This window comes from Limnothrix sp. FACHB-406 (assembly GCF_014698235.1).
In the GTDB taxonomy this organism is placed as follows: domain Bacteria; phylum Cyanobacteriota; class Cyanobacteriia; order CACIAM-69d; family CACIAM-69d; genus CACIAM-69d.
This window is the reverse complement of record NZ_JACJSP010000004.1, coordinates 140,457-155,893: the sequence shown is the minus strand read 5'-3', so window position 1 is coordinate 155,893 and position 15,437 is coordinate 140,457. Positions and strand designations below refer to the sequence as shown.

The window sequence follows — 15,437 nt, the reverse complement described above, 5'->3', positions numbered from 1 at the left end:
GGGAAACTCAACTCGATTACTACGAACCCTGCTGTTGTTGGGTTTCGTACCTCAACCCAACCTACAAGATGATTGTTGATCAGCCGATCTTGAGCAGAGGAATTTTTGGAAAAGAGGTCTCATGATCTGGGCAAATTCTTTGAATCCCAGGTAATGACGACAGGCCCTAGGGCGATCGCCTAGTATTGCCACTTAGGATTCAATTTCTTGATCTGTTGAGATCCTGGAAATTGACCTTTCAACAAGCAAACCATCGCAATTAGAGCTGCTATGAGCCTCAGTTTGGACGAAGTTCGCAAGGTTGCCCATTTGGCGCGAATTCAACTGACTGCTGAAGAGGAGGAAAAATTCGCCGCCCAACTCAACAACATCCTGACCTATGTGGAACAGTTGAGCGAGTTGGACGTGACCGATGTGGAACCCACCACCCGGGCGATCGATGTGAATAACGTGATGCGTCCTGATCAACTCGATCGCTACACCGATCGGGAAGGTCTGTTAGGATGTGCGCCGGATCGCGATGAAGATTTCTTCAAAGTGCCCAAGATCTTGAACAGCTAAACGGGCGATCGGGTTAGGAACTCTGACCCGTCCAAAAATTACACGGGGTGGGCGGATTCAATTCCGCCCATTTTTATGGCTCACGCAAGCTGGCTCATGCAATATCGACGATTTGGCAAAACCAATCTTCAACTATCCGTCTTTTCCTTGGGGACAATGCGGTGCTTGGATTCTGCCGAGCAGGCGGCCGAAGTGTTTGCTCGGGCGATCGAGCTGGGAATTAACCATTTTGAAACCGCTCGGGGTTATGGAGCCAGCGAAGTTTTTGTTGGCCAGGCGATCGCCCAAGGAATTGTGCCGCGCGATCGAGTCATTCTCACCAGCAAACTATTACCCACCGGCAGCCCAGAAGAGATCGATCGGCAACTGACCGAATCCCTGGAACGCCTGCAAACGCCCTATTTAGATTGCCTAGCCATTCATGGGGTGAATCTGCCAGAACATTTGGATTGGATTCAAGACCAACAATCGGGAATGGCCGCGTTGCATCGGGCCCTAGCCGATGGTCGAATTCGTCATTTGGGATTTTCCACCCATGGGCCCTTGGCTTTGATTTTGCAGACCATTGCCACCGATCAATTTGAGTTTGTCAATTTACATTTCAATTACTTTTTTCAACGCAATGCCCCCGCTGTTCAGGCGGCCCTCGATCGGGATTTGGGCATTTTCATCATCTCCCCCGCCGACAAAGGGGGACAGCTCTACACCCCGCCGCCTACTTTGAGCCAACTCTGTGCGCCCCTGTCGCCCTTGGGAGCCGGTTACCGTTGGCTGCTGGCCCAACCGGGGATCACCACCCTGAGCGTTGGCCCCGCCAAGGTGGAAGAGTTGGGGGCGATCGAACCCTGGATTGAGCGCACCGAACCCCTCAGCGCGGAAGAGCAGGCAATTTTTAATCGGCTCGATCGACACCAAATTGCGGCCCTCGAAACCGATCGTTGTGCCCAATGCTATGCCTGCTTGCCCTGTCCCGAGGAAATTCAAATTCCAGAGGTGTTGCGGCTGCGTAATCTGGCGGTGGCTTTCAAAATGGTGGACTTTGGGCGCTACCGCTACGGCATGTTTGAAAATGCTGGACATTGGTTTCCAGGACAACGGGGCGATCGCTGCACGGAATGTGGGGATTGCTTGCCCCGTTGCCCCGAACAATTAAACATTCCCGACCTGTTGCAAGACACCCACGATCGACTCAGCGGCCGTTGGGGTCGTCGCCTTTGGGATTAGGCAACTGGATATCAGCATCGTGAAGGGTTTCAGGAAATATTTGAAAGAGTATTTGAAAGGATGTTTGGAGGAATATCTGAAGCCCGTAGGGTGGGCACTGCCCACCGAGCCGTTGCCTCATGGTATCTGTGATATGGCGTGCCAATTATTTTAGGTAAAGGCTGTATCTCTTCAGATATCTGAAGAGTGACTTTCGGCACAGCTCAAGCAATCATCATCGTCGGGGCAAGGGGCTTAGGGCATGTCGTCGTTTAGCCCGAAGCCCTAGATATGCCGTTAGCGGATCGTGGGGAACAAGATGCTCAAGCCCCTTGTCTTCGTCAGTTGGTGAGACCCGCAAGGTAGCCGTTTAGGCCTTTCAGACATCCCCTGAGAGCTGAAAGTAATTGCCGCCATCCAAATCTAGATAACAGTACAAACTTGTTTGAATTTCGTTTCTAAGCCGAAGTTCAGATCGAGGTATAAATTTTTTTGAGTTCCTCGTAAAACCTAGCAGGCAGCAGGTCAGACTGTTTTCTGATTTTTTCACTTTATTCTTTAATACATTACGCTTCAAATTGATTCAAGAAGTGAATTTTTTAGATCGTTTCTAAATATTTTTCAAATTATCTCCAAAGCATCTTTAAGTTTCTTTTGAACCATTTATAAAACACTTCTTTGTTATTTTTGCGACCATTTTTGCAAAAATACTACGTAATCTTTACAACACATAGACAGGGGATCTGAAATATACTGAAAATACACTCAAAATCTACCCAGATCAGACTTAAGACCCTTCTAGAAAATAATTCAAACATTAAATCTTTCTTAAAGATCCAAGAGATTCGAGTATGGATTTGAACCTTTAATCGAATCCGGATTCAAGAACCATTGTTGATGATCTTTAAAAAACACAGAGGTTTCTAAAGATTGCTGATAGTAAAAGCTAAAAAAACAAAAAGATTCCTCTATTTTCATGGCAAACGCGCTACATCTGACATAGGGAATTTTGAGCCTTTGAACCTGGTTCCTAGTCCCTGCTAAGGAAACCAACCTAAGTAAACCTGTATGTTTGATGCCGCTCCTTTGGGAGAATATGCCATGGCCAGCACTCAAGACGAGCAATCGTTGACGATGAGAGCCGAAGAAATTCGGGTCGTTGGCGTTGTCCAAGGAGTCGGCTTTCGTCCCACGGTTTATCGACTAGCGATCGAATGTGGACTGATGGGATCGGTGGCGAATGATGGAGTTGGCGTGGTGATTCGGATTGCGGGATATCCGGATCAAATTGATGTTTTTTTACAACGGCTTTATCAGGAAAAACCGCCCCTTTCCCGCATTGATACGCTGATCCGAACCCCGATCGCCCTGTCGGAATTGATGGAGCCAGGACTGCCGTTGCCGAGTGGCAACCTACCCGCTGTTTCTCCGTCGGAATCTGGTGCATTGGGCAAGTTGGCGGCCCCTGAGCAATTACCTGAGAAACTACCCGCAAAATCAGCAACCGAATCCGCGACAGAGCGGCTAACAAACTTGCCCACCGGGCCATCCAGGTTCACAGCGACCTTCGAGTCTGGATCCGACGATCTCACTTGGGATGAACATTCGATCGCCCTGGGGCAACAAACGGCGATGCAACTTCAGCGAAATCGCCAGGCAGCCCAGGCCGATGGCCATCCAAACAGTCATCAAGGGCCATCGATCGGGGACAAACCCCAGGGCCCCCGCTGCCCTTTGCATTTGCGACCAAAACATCGCCCTACCTATGCCCATGGACTGGAGGAGGAGTCGGTGGTGGCGAGGGAAACCGCGCAGCCCGTTCCTTGGAGGGCCGTGGCGGTTGCCGATGACGGCACGATCGAGCGACAGGCTGGGAAAACCTACGGAGAAGTGATGGCGATGGATCCTCGGGAAGGATCAAGCGTGGGGCAAGGGGAAGCGGGCAACCATGGCCGATCGCGCTGGTTAGACAGGGGCCCCGAAGGTGAGCGGCCGTCCCCGATCGACCCTGAGCATGGCGCGGAATCCGAGAGCGCTGGGCCGTTGGATCAGGTCGATCCGGTGCGGACTGAGTTGAATGGGCATTCCGGTGCGGATCAGAGGGATTTAGGCGATCGGGATGATCCCCGCTCGGCCGTTGATGGCAACGGAGCCGCAGCCCCCGCCAGCGATTCCCTGTCTCGATCGCGTTTGGATCAGTTGTTTGATAGCTCACCCACGGCTGCTCCCAGCGAACCATCGGGCGATTGGGGGCCGCGTTCTGGCATCCGTCCTGATGTCCGTCCTGGCATCTCAGATCGGCGATCGGGCGATCGGGTGGGGCCCAGCGATCAAGATTTGAACCATGGCCCGTCGGATCCCAAGTTAGATGCCAATCGGTTGGATCACGGTCTAGGCCAAGATTTAGCTCAAAACTTACATCAGCCCCTGGATCCAGAACTTTCCAACTCCTTGGCAGAGGAGTTGGCGGAACTCTTGGAGCCGGCCATCGATCGGTTGCGGCCCTTGGAACCGACGGAACCGCCCACGACTCCCCTCGGGCCGATCGTGCCGGTGGTGGTGGATGATGCGGATCCGGGGCCAGCGTTATATACGCCACTGCAACCCCCAACCCCGATCGTGTCTCGATCGGCTCCCTTGCCGGTTTCCCATCGCAGCCAAGCCCTGGATTTGTCCTCGGCGGAACTCCTGGGGCGATCGCCCTTGTCTTTCCGGATTTTGGAGAGCCAGTCGGGCCCGGTGCGCACCCAAATTGCGCCGGACACGGCTACCTGTGCCGCCTGTCTGCGGGATTTGCACGATCCCGACAGTCGGTACTATCACTACCCCTTCGTGAACTGCACCCATTGCGGGCCGCGGCTGACGGTCATTCGCTCCCTGCCCTACGATCGGGTGCGCACCAGCATGGTCGGGTTTCAGCTCTGTCCCGACTGCCAACGCGATTACGATAATCCGGGCGATCGCCGCTTCCATGCCCAGCCCACGGCCTGCCCGGAATGCGGGCCGCGCATTTGGTTTGAGCGACCCAGCCAGCAACGGCCGATTGTGAAGGATGAGCAGGCGATCGCCCAAGCAGCAGAAGCCATTCGCCAGGGGGCGATCGTGGCCATCAAAGGCTTGGGCGGCATCCACTTAGCCTGCGATGCCACCCAGGAAGCCGTGGTGCAACGGCTGCGGGCCCGCAAACATCGCCCCCACAAGCCTTTGGCGGTGATGTCCCGCAATTTGGAGTCCGTGCGGCAGTTTTGCGTAGTCAGTGATCACGAGCGATCGCTCCTCTTGGGGGGGGCTGCCCCGATCGTGCTGCTCACGATCCGCGATCCCCATTATTTGGCCCCGTCGGTGGCTCCTGACATGACGGAGGCGGGGGTGATGTTGCCCTACTCTCCCCTGCACCATCTCCTGATGAGCGCGGTGGATCGGCCCATTGTGCTGACCAGCGGCAACCGGGCCGGCAATCCCCAATGCATTGACAACCACGAAGCCCATCTGCAGTTGCAGTCGATCGCCGATGCTTTTTTGCTCCACAACCGATCGATCCTGAATCGGGTGGATGATTCGGTGGTGCGGGTGTTGCCCACTTCAGTGCAGGTGATTCGCCGATCGCGCGGCTACGCTCCCAGTTCCATTAACCTGCCGCCGGGCCTCACCAACAGCCCGCCGATCTTGGCCCTGGGCAGCGATCTGAAAAACACCATTTGCCTCTCGCGGGACGGACAAGCGATCCTCTCGCCTCACCTTGGAGATTTGGACTCACCCGCCTGCCTCCAGGCCTACAGCACCGCGATCGCGGACTTGCGCAACTTGTTTGACCACCGCCCCAGCGCGATCGCTGTGGACTTGCACCCGGATGGCCAAGCCGTGAAGGTGGGTGAATCCTTGGCCAAGGCCTTGGAAGTGCCGTTGTTGCGCATTCAGCACCACCATGCCCACATTGCCGCCTGCTTGGCCGACAACCAATGGGGATTCGATCGCCCGCCCGTGTTGGGCATTGCCCTGGATGGATTCGGTTGGGGCAGCGATGGCACGGTTTGGGGCGGCGAGCTGCTGTGGACAACCTACGAGCAATATCACCGAGTCGGGGCCCTGTGGCCGGCACGGTTACTGGGGGGCAACCGCGCTGCTCAGGAGCCTTGGCGCAATCTATACGCCCAGTTCCACGCCACGGGCCTGCTCGATCGGGTGGACTCCGAAAAGTGGTTTGCTCAAAAGCCGCTGAATCTGCTGACGGGCATGGCCCAAACGGGTTTCAACAGCCCTTGGTCTTCATCCTGCGGACGGCTGTTTGATGCGGTGGCGGCCTTTTTAGGCTGTGCGCCCGACTGCTTGAGCTATGAAGGGCAAGCGGCGATCGCCCTCGAAAACCTAGCCCGCCAAGCTTGGGATCAAGATCAGCAGGCCTACCCGATCGAGCTGCGATCGGAATCGCTGCTGTGGCTGCATCCCCAAGCCCTTTGGGAAGCCCTGATTTTGGATCGGGCCCTGGGGCTGCCCGAGGCGGTGATGGCCCTGCGGTTCCATCGCGGCTTGGCCCAGGCTTTGGTGCAAGCGGCCCAAACCTTGAAACAGCAGGGATTGCACTTTGGAGCGATCGCCTGTGGTGGTGGAGTCTTCCAAAATCGGCTGCTGTTGCAGTGTTTGGAAGCCGCCCTGATGGCCAGCAATCTGCATGATCCGTTGCTGTTGCCGCAACAGGTTCCCGTAAACGATGGGGGCTTGGCGTTGGGGCAAACGGCGATCGCCGCCGCTTGGCTCCAGTTGGGCCATGTTTAGGGTCTCGGTGATCCCGTGCTGGTCGCCAATGGGAATCACCGGGAATCACGAGCCATTCAAATCACAAGCCATCAAAATCACAAGCTATTCAACGCCAGCCCTTAGGAGTTATTGAGAGGTTTCAGGATGTGTTTAGCGGTTCCGGGCCAAGTGGTGGCCATTGTCAGTGGAGATCAACAGCTAGCCACGGTTGATTTGAGCGGTGTTCGGCGATCGGTCAGCTTGGCCTGTTTGGTCACGCCCGACCGCCCGATCGAGCAGTGGGTGGGGCGCTGGGTGGTGGTTCACGCGGGTTTTGCATTGGAAGAGTTAGATGTGGCCGCAGCCACGGAAACCCTGACTTGGATCGATCGTCTGATAACGCCCGCGTGATTTAGTTCCCGCGTGATTCAGTTCCCGCGCGATCCAGTCTGCCTGTCTCAAACCTTGTTCCAGAAACTGTGCCTTAAGAAGTCATTTCGAGAAGTCATTTCAAGAAGTCATTTGCTGAAGCAGTCATTACCCAAAAGCCGTTTGAAGAGCCGTTTCAGGAGTTTGCGATGAAGTTTGTGACGGAATTTCGTGATCCCGCGTCGGTGGCAGGGTGGGTGCGGGAAATTGCCCATTTAGCGCAACGGCTCGATCGCCCCGTGGCCCTGATGGAAGTCTGCGGCGGCCAGACCCACACCATCTTTAAACATGGCCTCGAAGCCCTGCTGCCGGAAACCGTGGAGCTGATCCATGGGCCCGGCTGTCCCGTGTGCATCATGCCTCGGGGCCGAATTGACGATGCGATCGCCCTAGCAGAACAACCGGGCATGATCTTTGCCACCTTTGGCGATGCCCTGCGAGTGCCCGGCGCGCGGGGCAGCCTGATGCAGGCCAAGGCCCGAGGAGCCGATGTACGCGTGGTCTATTCGCCCCTCGATGCGCTGACCTTAGCCCAAACCCATCCCGATCGGCCCGTGGTCTTTTTTGGCTTGGGCTTTGAAACCACCGCTCCCGCCGTGGCCATGACCATCCTGGCGGCGGCCCGCACCCAGCAAGCCAACTTCAGCGTCTTCTGCAACCATGTGCTCGTTGTCCCGGCTCTGGAATTTCTGCTCCAGGCCAGCGGCTTGCGTTTGGATGGGTTCATTGGCCCCGGCCATGTGAGCGCCGTGATTGGCACTGATCCCTATCAAGCGGTGGTCGATCGCTATCAGAAACCGGTGGTGGTGGGAGGCTTTGAACCGATCGACCTGCTCCAATCGATTTGGATGTTGCTGTTGCAGTTGGTTGAAGGGCGCTGTGCCGTGGAAAACCAATATCACCGGCTGGTGAAGCCCGAGGGCAACAGTCCAGCCCTGGCCGCCCTGGCCCAGGTATTCACGGTGCGGGAGCAATTTGAGTGGCGCGGTTTGGGATCCTTGCCCCGATCGGGTTTGGCGATCGCTCCGGCCTTTGCGGCCTTTGATGCAGAACAGCGCTATTGCCTACCCAGCCAAGCCAGTGAGGATTCACCCGTTTGCCAATGCGGCCTCATTTTGCAGGGCAAGCTCAAACCCTGGGAATGCAGTGCCTTTGGGCGCGGTTGCACCCCTGACCATCCCCTAGGCGCTTGCATGGTTTCCTCCGAAGGGGCCTGCGCTGCCTATTACAAATACGGTCACGGGGGCCCCCGATCGCCCATGGCTGCACCCCGCAGATTTGCCGAAGCGTCCGCCCGCCCCCCGCTGCAATCAGAATTGGCCCGATAGCTGCATTGGCCCGATCGCCGTGATTTCCGCCCTCACCTCCTGATGCTATGGCTTCTTCTAATCATCCGTCCGATTCCCTCGCCACCCCCCCATCTAACGTGCTCGAGTTTCAACAGCCCCAGCATCGCACCCGATCGAGCGACGAAGGCTACATCACCCTGGCCCACGGCAGCGGCGGCCGGGCCACCCATAACCTGATCACTGACATTTTCCTAGAAACCTTTCACAGCGATGCCCTCAATGCGCTGGATGACAGTGCGCGGCTGGACTTAGCCCTGTTCATGGCCCGGGGCGATCGGTTGGCCTTCACCACCGATTCCTTCGTGGTGGATCCGCTGTTTTTTCCCGGCGGCGACATCGGCAGCCTGGCCATCAATGGCACGGTGAATGATTTGGCCGTGACCGGGGCCCAGCCGCTCTATCTCTCCTGTGGGTTCATCATTGAAGAGGGCACCCCGATCGCCCTGCTACGCCGCATTGCCCAGAGCATGAAACTGGCCGCCGACACGGCCCGCGTCAAGGTGGTGGCCGGCGACACAAAGGTTGTACCTCGGGGCAAAGGTGACCAAATTTATATCAATACCGCTGGGGTGGGCGTGGCGCGATCGAACCAAGTGCCCGGGCCACGCTACCTGCAACCGGGTGATGCCATTCTGCTCAGTGGCCCCATGGGCGACCATGGCACGGCTATTTTGTTAGCCCGAGGAGACTTGGCCCTCGAAGCGGACATCACCAGCGATTGCCAGCCCCTGCATGATCTGGCGGCGGCCCTCTGTGAAGCTTGTCCCACCGTGCGGGCCATGCGCGATGCCACTCGGGGCGGCGTGGCGGCCGTGCTAAATGAATTTGCCCAAACCAGCCGCGTCAGCATGGTGCTCGAAGAGGCGGCGTTGCCCGTGCGGCCGCCCGTGGCCGCCGCCTGCGAAGTGTTGGGTCTCGATCCTTTGCACATGGCCAACGAAGGTCTGTTGGTGGCGGTGGTTCCGGGGGAATTTGCAGCTCGGGCCCTGATGGCCATGCAAATGCTGCCGGAAGGGCGGGAGGCCTGTTTGGTGGGCCATGTGACCAAGGCGGATCCACCAGTGGTGATTTTGCAAACGCGCTTTGGTTCTGAACGAATTATTGAGTGGCCGATGGGCGATCCCTTGCCTCGGATTTGCTAGGGCCGAATTTGCGAGGGCCGATGGATTCGGGCTAATTGATTTGAGCTAATTGGTTTGAGCTAATCAGGGCTAATTGGTTTGGGCTAATCAGGGCTAATTGGTTTGGGCTAATCGGGGCTAATTGGTTCAGGCCGATCGAACACGGGAGAAAGGCAATGCACGAACTAGGCATTACTCAGGAACTGGTGCGGTTGGCGCTGGCCCAGGCCCAAGGGGCCCCCATCCGCCGACTGGGTTTGGCCGTGGGGGCCCTGTCGGGCATTTCCACGGAGGCGATCGCCTTTTGTTTTGGCCCCTGCGCCATGGGCACGGCCCTGGAGGGGGCGGAGTTGGACATCACAATCGTGCCTGGCCGGGCCCGCTGCCACCATTGCGGCCGAGATTTCCCCCTGGATGATGTGGTGGGAATTTGCCCCCATTGCAACAGCTTGGATTGGGCGATCGAGGCGGGGCAAGACTTAATTTTAAAAACCTTGGAGATCATCCCATGTGCGTAACCTGCGGTTGTGATGAGGGGGCATCGGTCACGATCACCAACCTATCCCACAGTGAGCGGCCCCAAAGTAACCTGTCCCAAAATAAGCTGACCCAATCCGAGGCGATCGATCCCGCTTTGGGCCACTCCCCGATCGGCTCCGATTGGCACAGTCACCAACATCCCGATGGTTCAGTGGTGGTGCATCGCCACGGGCCCGCAGCACCCAGCCCCAGCCCCAGCCCTGCTCATCACCATCATTCCCATCCTCACCATCACGACCATCCCCAGGCCGGTTTGGATCATCACCTAGCCGATCGCCCCTCTCTGACGGCAACGGATCCGGTCACCCAAACCCTGCACCTCGAAGCGCGGCTGCTAGACAAAAACAACCAACTGGCCGCCGCCAACCGCCAATGGTTCCAAACCCAGGGCATTTGGGCCCTGAACCTGATGAGCGGGCCCGGGGCCGGCAAAACGACGCTGCTGGTGAAAACCCTGACGGATTTGGCCGATCGAGTCTCCTTCGCCGTCATTGAGGGGGATCAGGCCACCTTGAATGATGCGGAGCGGGTGCGGGCCACCGGTTGCCCCGTGGTTCAGGTCAACACGGGCACGGGTTGCCACTTGGACGCGGCCATGGTGCAAGGAGGCTGCCAGCAACTGCAACCGCCACCGGGCAGCATTTTGGCGATCGAGAATGTGGGCAACCTGGTTTGTCCTGCGCTGTTTGACTTGGGAGAAGCGTCCCGGGTCGGGATTTTTTCGGTCACTGAGGGTGAAGACAAACCCCTGAAATACCCACACTTGTTTCGGGCCTGCGATTTGGTGCTGCTGAGCAAAATCGATTTGCTGCCCTACTTGCCCTTTGACCTAGACCGGGCGATCGCCGCCGTGAAGCAGGTGAACCCCAAGGCGCGAATTTTGCCCCTCTCGTCTCTGACCGGCGAAGGGTTGGCCGACTGGTACGACTGGCTTTTGGCTCAACGCGATCGAGCCTGTCCTGTGGCCACCGCCGATTTGGCTCCCTAGGGCAACATCAATGCGCCCGCCGGTCGGTGGTTTGGGGGGCAGGGTTCCAAGCGCAGGCCAAACACCGCCGCAAACTGTTCTGCCACCACCGATCGCGCCTGGGCCACCGTCAATCCAGGCACAAAATCCGCCAAGCGGCCCACGGGGCGATCGGCAATTCCACAGGGCACAATTTCCCGAAAGCCCGCTAGCTCACAATCCACATTCAGAGCAAAGCCGTGCATGGTCACCCAACGGCTGACCTGAATCCCGATCGCCGCCACCTTGCACCCCTCTAGCCACACCCCCGTCAGGCCCGGCAGCCGTTCCGCACCCAAGCCCCAAGTCCCGATCGCCCGAATCAACACCTCTTCCAACTGGCGCAGATACCAATGGAGATCCGGTTGGTGGCGGCGCAAATTCAAAATTGGATAGCCGACCAACTGCCCAGGGCAATGGTGGGTCACCTCACCCCCGCGCTCAATGGGCACTAACGGCACGGGATGGGTTGCGGGGTCAAACCGCACAAAGGCGCGATCGGCCCCACGCCCCAGGGTATAAACCGGCGGATGTTCCAACAGCATTAACCCATCGGGCAGTGTCGGATCCGCGATTCGATCAGCCTGCCACTGGCGCTGCCAACCCCAAGCCACTTCGTAAGCTGTGGTTTGCAAATTCAGTTGCCAACAGGGGGCGATCGGCCCGGCACTTTCCCCATTGGTTTCAGTAGCAGCATCACAGACCATAAACTCTAGCCGAATGCCCTAACCATAAAGATTGAGAATTGCCAAGGGGAGTTTGGTGATGGTTTGTGGGGAATCACTGAAGAAAAGGTCAAGAATCATCAACAGATGCAAAAGATTTTAAAGGAAATTCTTCCCCCGATCCCAAAGTGCTACGTTGAAAGTATCACCCATCTCGAAGGGGAGGAAGCTCTATGAAGCTTGTCATCCAGGGTAAAAACATCGAGATTACCGATGCACTGCGTGACTATGTTCAGCAAAAAATTGAAAAGGCCGTCAGCCATTTTCAACACTTAACTCTTGAAGTGGATGTGCACCTGTCGGTAGCTCGCAACCCCCGGATTGATTCTAACCAAACGGCTGAGGTGACCATTTACGCGAACCGCACAGTTGTTCGAGCTGAAGAAAGCAGCGAGAACCTGTATGCCAGCATTGACATGGTTGCTGACAAAATTGCCCGTCAACTTCGCAAGTATAAGGAAAAACATCAAGAACGTCGCCGCGAGCCGGTGAAGACCGCAGAAGTGCTGGGCGAAATGCCGGTCGGAACCATTATTCCGCCCCGAGAACCCGAGTTGCCGGCGGATGTGGTGCGGACGAAATACTTTGAAATGGCCCCGATGACGATCGCGGAGGCCCTGGAGCAACTGGAGCTGGTTGATCACGATTTCTTCATGTTCTGCAACTCAGAAACGGGTGAAATCAACGTGATTTATGAACGGAACCATGGCGGTTACGGCGTGATTCAACCCCGCAAGGCCCAACGCTTTGCCGAGAACTCTTCCGCTGCTTAGAGGTTGCTTGAAAAGCATCGGGAAGCACTTGCTAAATATCTGCTAAATACCATAGCCCCTTGTCCCTAGGGGCTTAAGCTCCTTGTTGTAGATCGAGTAAGCTGCCTACCGGATCTAGCTTTTTAAACACCCGCTGAGGCTGAATTAGCCACCTGAAGATTACTCCTTCATGAGTAATTGATTCAGTAGCAATTTGTTGAACCATCCTTGGACAATTCAGACTTGCAATTAGGGTCTGTTGAGTATCCTATGCCACCACAATTTTGACTGCCTCAAGCCTTGGGACATCCTGATTTTTGAAGCATTTTCCACTCTTGTAAAACAAAAGGCGGTACGGGAATTTCTGCCTGATCAGCATCACCGACGGGGATGGTTAATCGCAAAATACCTAATTGGTTTAACCGACCTGCCACGGAATCAAATTCATATTCTCCGGTGTTGAGGGCTAATGAATCGATCGGGAACTGATCCGCAAGCTGGGCAACGGCCCCTGTGGAATTGGTGACGATTAAAGATCGATCGCGATTGACCCGCAAACTGGGAAACCCAACCACCCGCAACCGAAATCCTGTTGTGGGTGGTTGTCCGTTGGCCGCTTCGCCAAACAGCACCAATTGCCAACTACGATCGCGCTGATCTCGCAGGGATTGCAACGATCGACACAAGACCCGATCGCCCGGAAGGGGATAGGGATGCAGGCTCGCCATCGCGGGTTCCGGCATCAGCCCCCAACCCCAAAGCACAACCGCCAACAACAACCCCAAGGCCTTGCCTAACGCAGGCCAACCCATCCACCACTCGGGCAATTGGGGCGATCGAACGCTTCCCTTGCTTGTTTGGATATTTTGACTCTTTTGGCGATTCATAATGCTTTCCCAAATTCTCATAATTCTTCTCAATTCTGTGGAGTAACTCTTTCGGGCGATCGTGCTAGTCTAAATTCGTGTACTGCAATCAATGCGTTGATAGCAATTCAGCAACCCCAGCAAAGAAATCCAGGTCAAGAAATCCACGCCAGGAAATTCAAGCCAGAAAACCCAAGCCAAGATTTCAGCAACCTAAAATCAGCAGCGTCAAGTCAGCAAACGCCAAACCAGCAAACGCCAAACTAACTGGCTATCTGGTAAATGTTCGGGCAAGTTTTGGCCCTGGCGCTGAACCCGATTGGGGCAGCAAAACCGCCAACAAACCCATGGCCCACCGCTGCTTTCTTAGCTTACCGATCATCTTCAAAATTCAGCATATTCAATCCAAGGAGTCACTATGACCGGTCGAGGCGGTCGCCGTCCGGGCGCGGGTCGTCCCAAAGGCACAGGTAAATATGGCGAACCCACCAAAGCGGTTCGACTGCCGATCAGTTTTGTCGATCGCCTGCCGGAACTCCTGGCTCAATGGCAGCTCGATCAATTGGAAACGGAAGCCATCGCCGATGGCCGGCTCCAACGCATTGAAGACCACCCCACGCCACCCCTGCGCCTCTATGAAATGCCTGCGGCCGCTGGGTTACATGCCTTTGCGCCCCAAGAGGACACGGAACCCGACGCGATCGACCTGAACACCTATCTCAGTCGGCATCCCAGCGAGTCTTTTTTGGTGCGGGTCACGGGGGATTCCATGATCGGCATTGGCATCTATCCCGATGACATGCTGGTGATTGATGCCTCTGAGGCGGATAACGCCCAGACGGGACAAATCGTACTGGCGTTGGTGGATGACAAGGTAACGGTCAAGCGGCTGCAAGTGCTGGATGGTCGCATTTTTCTGCATTCCGAAAATCCGATCTATGCCCCTTTGCAAATCACCGAAGGGATGGTGTTTAAGATTTTGGGGATTGTGGCCAGCGCTATTCACCAATTCCGCTAACTGTTGATTAACCCAGAGCAATCTGATCCTAGTCTTCTGAGACCGGGGCCCGGTGACGCAAAAAATCTTGCAGATCCTGAGGGCTGTTGCAGTTGCGCAAGGTAGCCGCCTCTAGCGTCGTCAGCGGTAGATAAATGGCTCGCTGTTCCGTCGCCAGTTGGTCTAACCAGGCCTGAAACGATCGCCCGCCTTGATCAATAAAAGTCCGCAGTTGGGGCGCGATCGCGGGTCGATATAGCCCACACAGGGGCTCCCAACCGCGATCGGTGCGTGGAACCAGCGCCACTTGCTTGGAACTGAGGGCATGGCGGCGATCGAGCCAGGAACGACAAACGGGCCCATCCAAACAGGGCAAATCGCAAGCCAGCAGCCACACCCAGTTAATGTCGGTTAGGTCTCGGGCCGCGCGATCGAGCAACTCTGAAAAAGCCAACAGCGGCCCCCGATCGGCCACCGACTCCCGCCACCAATCCACCGGCAAGGCAGCCGTGGCGGGATGGGTTTGGTAGCGTTCCGGCCAGGGCGAAAAAATAATTGGTCGGCGTTCCGTCACCGAAATGGCCACCTCACAAACCCGATGGAGCATGGGCTGTCCGTTCCAAGGCAGCAACACCTTGTCGCGCCCCATTCGGCGACTTTGACCACCTGCCAAGATTGCTGCCTGAATCATGAGTGCTTATCCACCTGCGGGCCATGGTTCTCAGTGATGAGCACAATGCTCCCGGGCCATCCCTGAGTCTCCAATTTACTTTGCCAGGCGGACGGCATACCACTGCAAGAATCGATCGGGGCCCAAGTCCAGCTCGCAGGCTTCTTCAATGAGCGATCGCACTCGCGCTTCCGTGGTGGTCAACCGTTGCAAGTCACGCGGCAGGCGATCGCCCAAGGATTCCACCACGCCGGTCAGTTTTTCGCGCAACTCCTCCACGGACAAAATCACCTCGGGCTGATTGGTTTCGAGCACGACAAAATATTCATTTTCTTGATACAACATTGCATCAGCCATCGATCGCTTCTCCTGCTCGAAAAAACCGTTTTTACCGTCCCAAAATGCAAAGGGCGCACGGCGGTGCGCCCCTACCAATCATCCCAAAACTCTTGGGGCAAGGAGCTTAAGCCCCTTGTCTGGTGCT

General features: G+C 56.4%; 14 protein-coding genes and 1 pseudogene. 11 read left to right on the top strand and 4 right to left on the bottom strand.

The features are described from left to right. Positions 1–270: 270 nt before the first annotated feature. The 9 genes and pseudogenes from gatC (at position 271) to hypB (ending at position 10,925) form a co-directional block, all read left to right on the top strand. Positions 271–561 carry an Asp-tRNA(Asn)/Glu-tRNA(Gln) amidotransferase subunit GatC gene (gatC, locus tag H6G53_RS05905; protein ID WP_099533373.1) on the top strand — a complete coding sequence of 97 codons (291 nt, stop codon included), beginning with the start codon at positions 271–273 and terminating at the stop codon, positions 559–561. A 96-nt stretch (positions 562–657) separates the two neighbouring features. Beyond that, positions 658–1,785, top strand: coding sequence for an aldo/keto reductase (locus H6G53_RS05900; RefSeq protein WP_190353932.1), 1,128 nt, complete (start codon positions 658–660; stop codon positions 1,783–1,785). Positions 1,786–2,898: 1,113 nt separating this feature from the next. Continuing rightward, positions 2,899–3,126, top strand: a pseudogene (locus tag H6G53_RS19175) (acylphosphatase); the annotation flags it as partial. Between the two features lie 18 nt (positions 3,127–3,144). After that, positions 3,145–6,537 (top strand): carbamoyltransferase HypF, encoded by a 3,393-nt coding sequence (hypF, locus tag H6G53_RS05895; RefSeq protein ID WP_370567792.1) that lies wholly within the window; start codon positions 3,145–3,147, stop codon positions 6,535–6,537. A 126-nt stretch (positions 6,538–6,663) separates the two neighbouring features. Then, positions 6,664–6,909, top strand: coding sequence for a HypC/HybG/HupF family hydrogenase formation chaperone (locus H6G53_RS05890; RefSeq protein ID WP_099533376.1), 246 nt, complete (start codon positions 6,664–6,666; stop codon positions 6,907–6,909). A gap of 167 nt (positions 6,910–7,076) precedes the next feature. Next, positions 7,077–8,255 (top strand): hydrogenase formation protein HypD, encoded by a 1,179-nt coding sequence (hypD, locus tag H6G53_RS05885; RefSeq protein WP_190531450.1) that lies wholly within the window; start codon positions 7,077–7,079, stop codon positions 8,253–8,255. A 47-nt stretch (positions 8,256–8,302) separates the two neighbouring features. Then, on the top strand, positions 8,303–9,418 hold the full coding sequence (gene hypE / locus H6G53_RS05880; RefSeq protein ID WP_099533378.1) for a hydrogenase expression/formation protein HypE: 1,116 nt from the start codon (positions 8,303–8,305) through the stop codon (positions 9,416–9,418). Positions 9,419–9,573: 155 nt separating this feature from the next. After that, positions 9,574–9,915 carry a hydrogenase maturation nickel metallochaperone HypA gene (locus H6G53_RS05875; protein ID WP_099533379.1) on the top strand — a complete coding sequence of 114 codons (342 nt, stop codon included), beginning with the start codon at positions 9,574–9,576 and terminating at the stop codon, positions 9,913–9,915. Further along, on the top strand, positions 9,906–10,925 hold the full coding sequence (gene hypB, locus H6G53_RS05870; RefSeq protein ID WP_190531448.1) for a hydrogenase nickel incorporation protein HypB: 1,020 nt from the start codon (positions 9,906–9,908) through the stop codon (positions 10,923–10,925). Before H6G53_RS05875 ends, hypB begins: the two co-directional genes overlap by 10 nt. Here hypB and lipB read toward each other — a convergent pair. Then, a complete protein-coding gene (gene lipB, locus H6G53_RS05865) occupies positions 10,922–11,650 on the bottom strand; it encodes a lipoyl(octanoyl) transferase LipB (protein WP_190531447.1) in 729 nt (242 codons plus the stop codon). The genes hypB and lipB overlap by 4 nt on opposite strands. 191 nt (positions 11,651–11,841) lie before the next feature. On the opposite strand from lipB, the gene hpf reads away from it, so the two are divergent. Further along, a complete protein-coding gene (hpf, locus tag H6G53_RS05860) occupies positions 11,842–12,441 on the top strand; it encodes a ribosome hibernation-promoting factor, HPF/YfiA family (protein ID WP_099533382.1) in 600 nt (199 codons plus the stop codon). Between the two features lie 272 nt (positions 12,442–12,713). On the opposite strand, the gene H6G53_RS05855 is transcribed toward hpf, so the two are convergent. Continuing rightward, the gene (locus H6G53_RS05855; RefSeq protein WP_190531445.1) at positions 12,714–13,328 is read right to left on the bottom strand and encodes a DUF3122 domain-containing protein; all 615 of its coding nucleotides are present in this window, start codon (positions 13,326–13,328) and stop codon (positions 12,714–12,716) included. 376 nt (positions 13,329–13,704) lie between these two features. Here H6G53_RS05855 and H6G53_RS05850 point away from each other — a divergent pair, with 376 nt between their 5' ends. Further along, positions 13,705–14,304: a LexA family transcriptional regulator gene (locus tag H6G53_RS05850; RefSeq protein WP_099533384.1), complete on the top strand. Its 600-nt coding sequence runs from the start codon at positions 13,705–13,707 to the stop codon at positions 14,302–14,304. Between the two features lie 28 nt (positions 14,305–14,332). Here the strand turns inward: H6G53_RS05850 and H6G53_RS05845 are convergent, their stop codons facing one another. Then, entirely contained in the window at positions 14,333–14,974 is a 642-nt protein-coding gene (locus H6G53_RS05845; protein ID WP_190353939.1) for a molybdenum cofactor guanylyltransferase, read from the bottom strand. 75 nt (positions 14,975–15,049) lie between these two features. Continuing rightward, positions 15,050–15,310, bottom strand: a complete 261-nt coding sequence (locus H6G53_RS05840) for a chlororespiratory reduction protein 7 (RefSeq protein ID WP_099533386.1) — start codon at positions 15,308–15,310, stop codon at positions 15,050–15,052. Positions 15,311–15,437 lie beyond the last annotated feature (127 nt).

Coding starts and splice junctions, on each gene's coding strand:
- gatC (WP_099533373.1), top strand. CDS start 271: ATGAGCCTCAGTTTGGACGAAGTTCGCAAGGTTGCCCATTTGGCGCGA.
- H6G53_RS05900 (WP_190353932.1), top strand. CDS start 658: ATGCAATATCGACGATTTGGCAAAACCAATCTTCAACTATCCGTCTTT.
- hypF (WP_370567792.1), top strand. CDS start 3,145: ATGGAGCCAGGACTGCCGTTGCCGAGTGGCAACCTACCCGCTGTTTCT.
- H6G53_RS05890 (WP_099533376.1), top strand. CDS start 6,664: ATGTGTTTAGCGGTTCCGGGCCAAGTGGTGGCCATTGTCAGTGGAGAT.
- hypD (WP_190531450.1), top strand. CDS start 7,077: ATGAAGTTTGTGACGGAATTTCGTGATCCCGCGTCGGTGGCAGGGTGG.
- hypE (WP_099533378.1), top strand. CDS start 8,303: ATGGCTTCTTCTAATCATCCGTCCGATTCCCTCGCCACCCCCCCATCT.
- H6G53_RS05875 (WP_099533379.1), top strand. CDS start 9,574: ATGCACGAACTAGGCATTACTCAGGAACTGGTGCGGTTGGCGCTGGCC.
- hypB (WP_190531448.1), top strand. CDS start 9,906: ATGTGCGTAACCTGCGGTTGTGATGAGGGGGCATCGGTCACGATCACC.
- lipB (WP_190531447.1), bottom strand. CDS start 11,650: ATGGTCTGTGATGCTGCTACTGAAACCAATGGGGAAAGTGCCGGGCCG.
- hpf (WP_099533382.1), top strand. CDS start 11,842: ATGAAGCTTGTCATCCAGGGTAAAAACATCGAGATTACCGATGCACTG.
- H6G53_RS05855 (WP_190531445.1), bottom strand. CDS start 13,328: ATGAGAATTTGGGAAAGCATTATGAATCGCCAAAAGAGTCAAAATATC.
- H6G53_RS05850 (WP_099533384.1), top strand. CDS start 13,705: ATGACCGGTCGAGGCGGTCGCCGTCCGGGCGCGGGTCGTCCCAAAGGC.
- H6G53_RS05845 (WP_190353939.1), bottom strand. CDS start 14,974: ATGATTCAGGCAGCAATCTTGGCAGGTGGTCAAAGTCGCCGAATGGGG.
- H6G53_RS05840 (WP_099533386.1), bottom strand. CDS start 15,310: ATGGCTGATGCAATGTTGTATCAAGAAAATGAATATTTTGTCGTGCTC.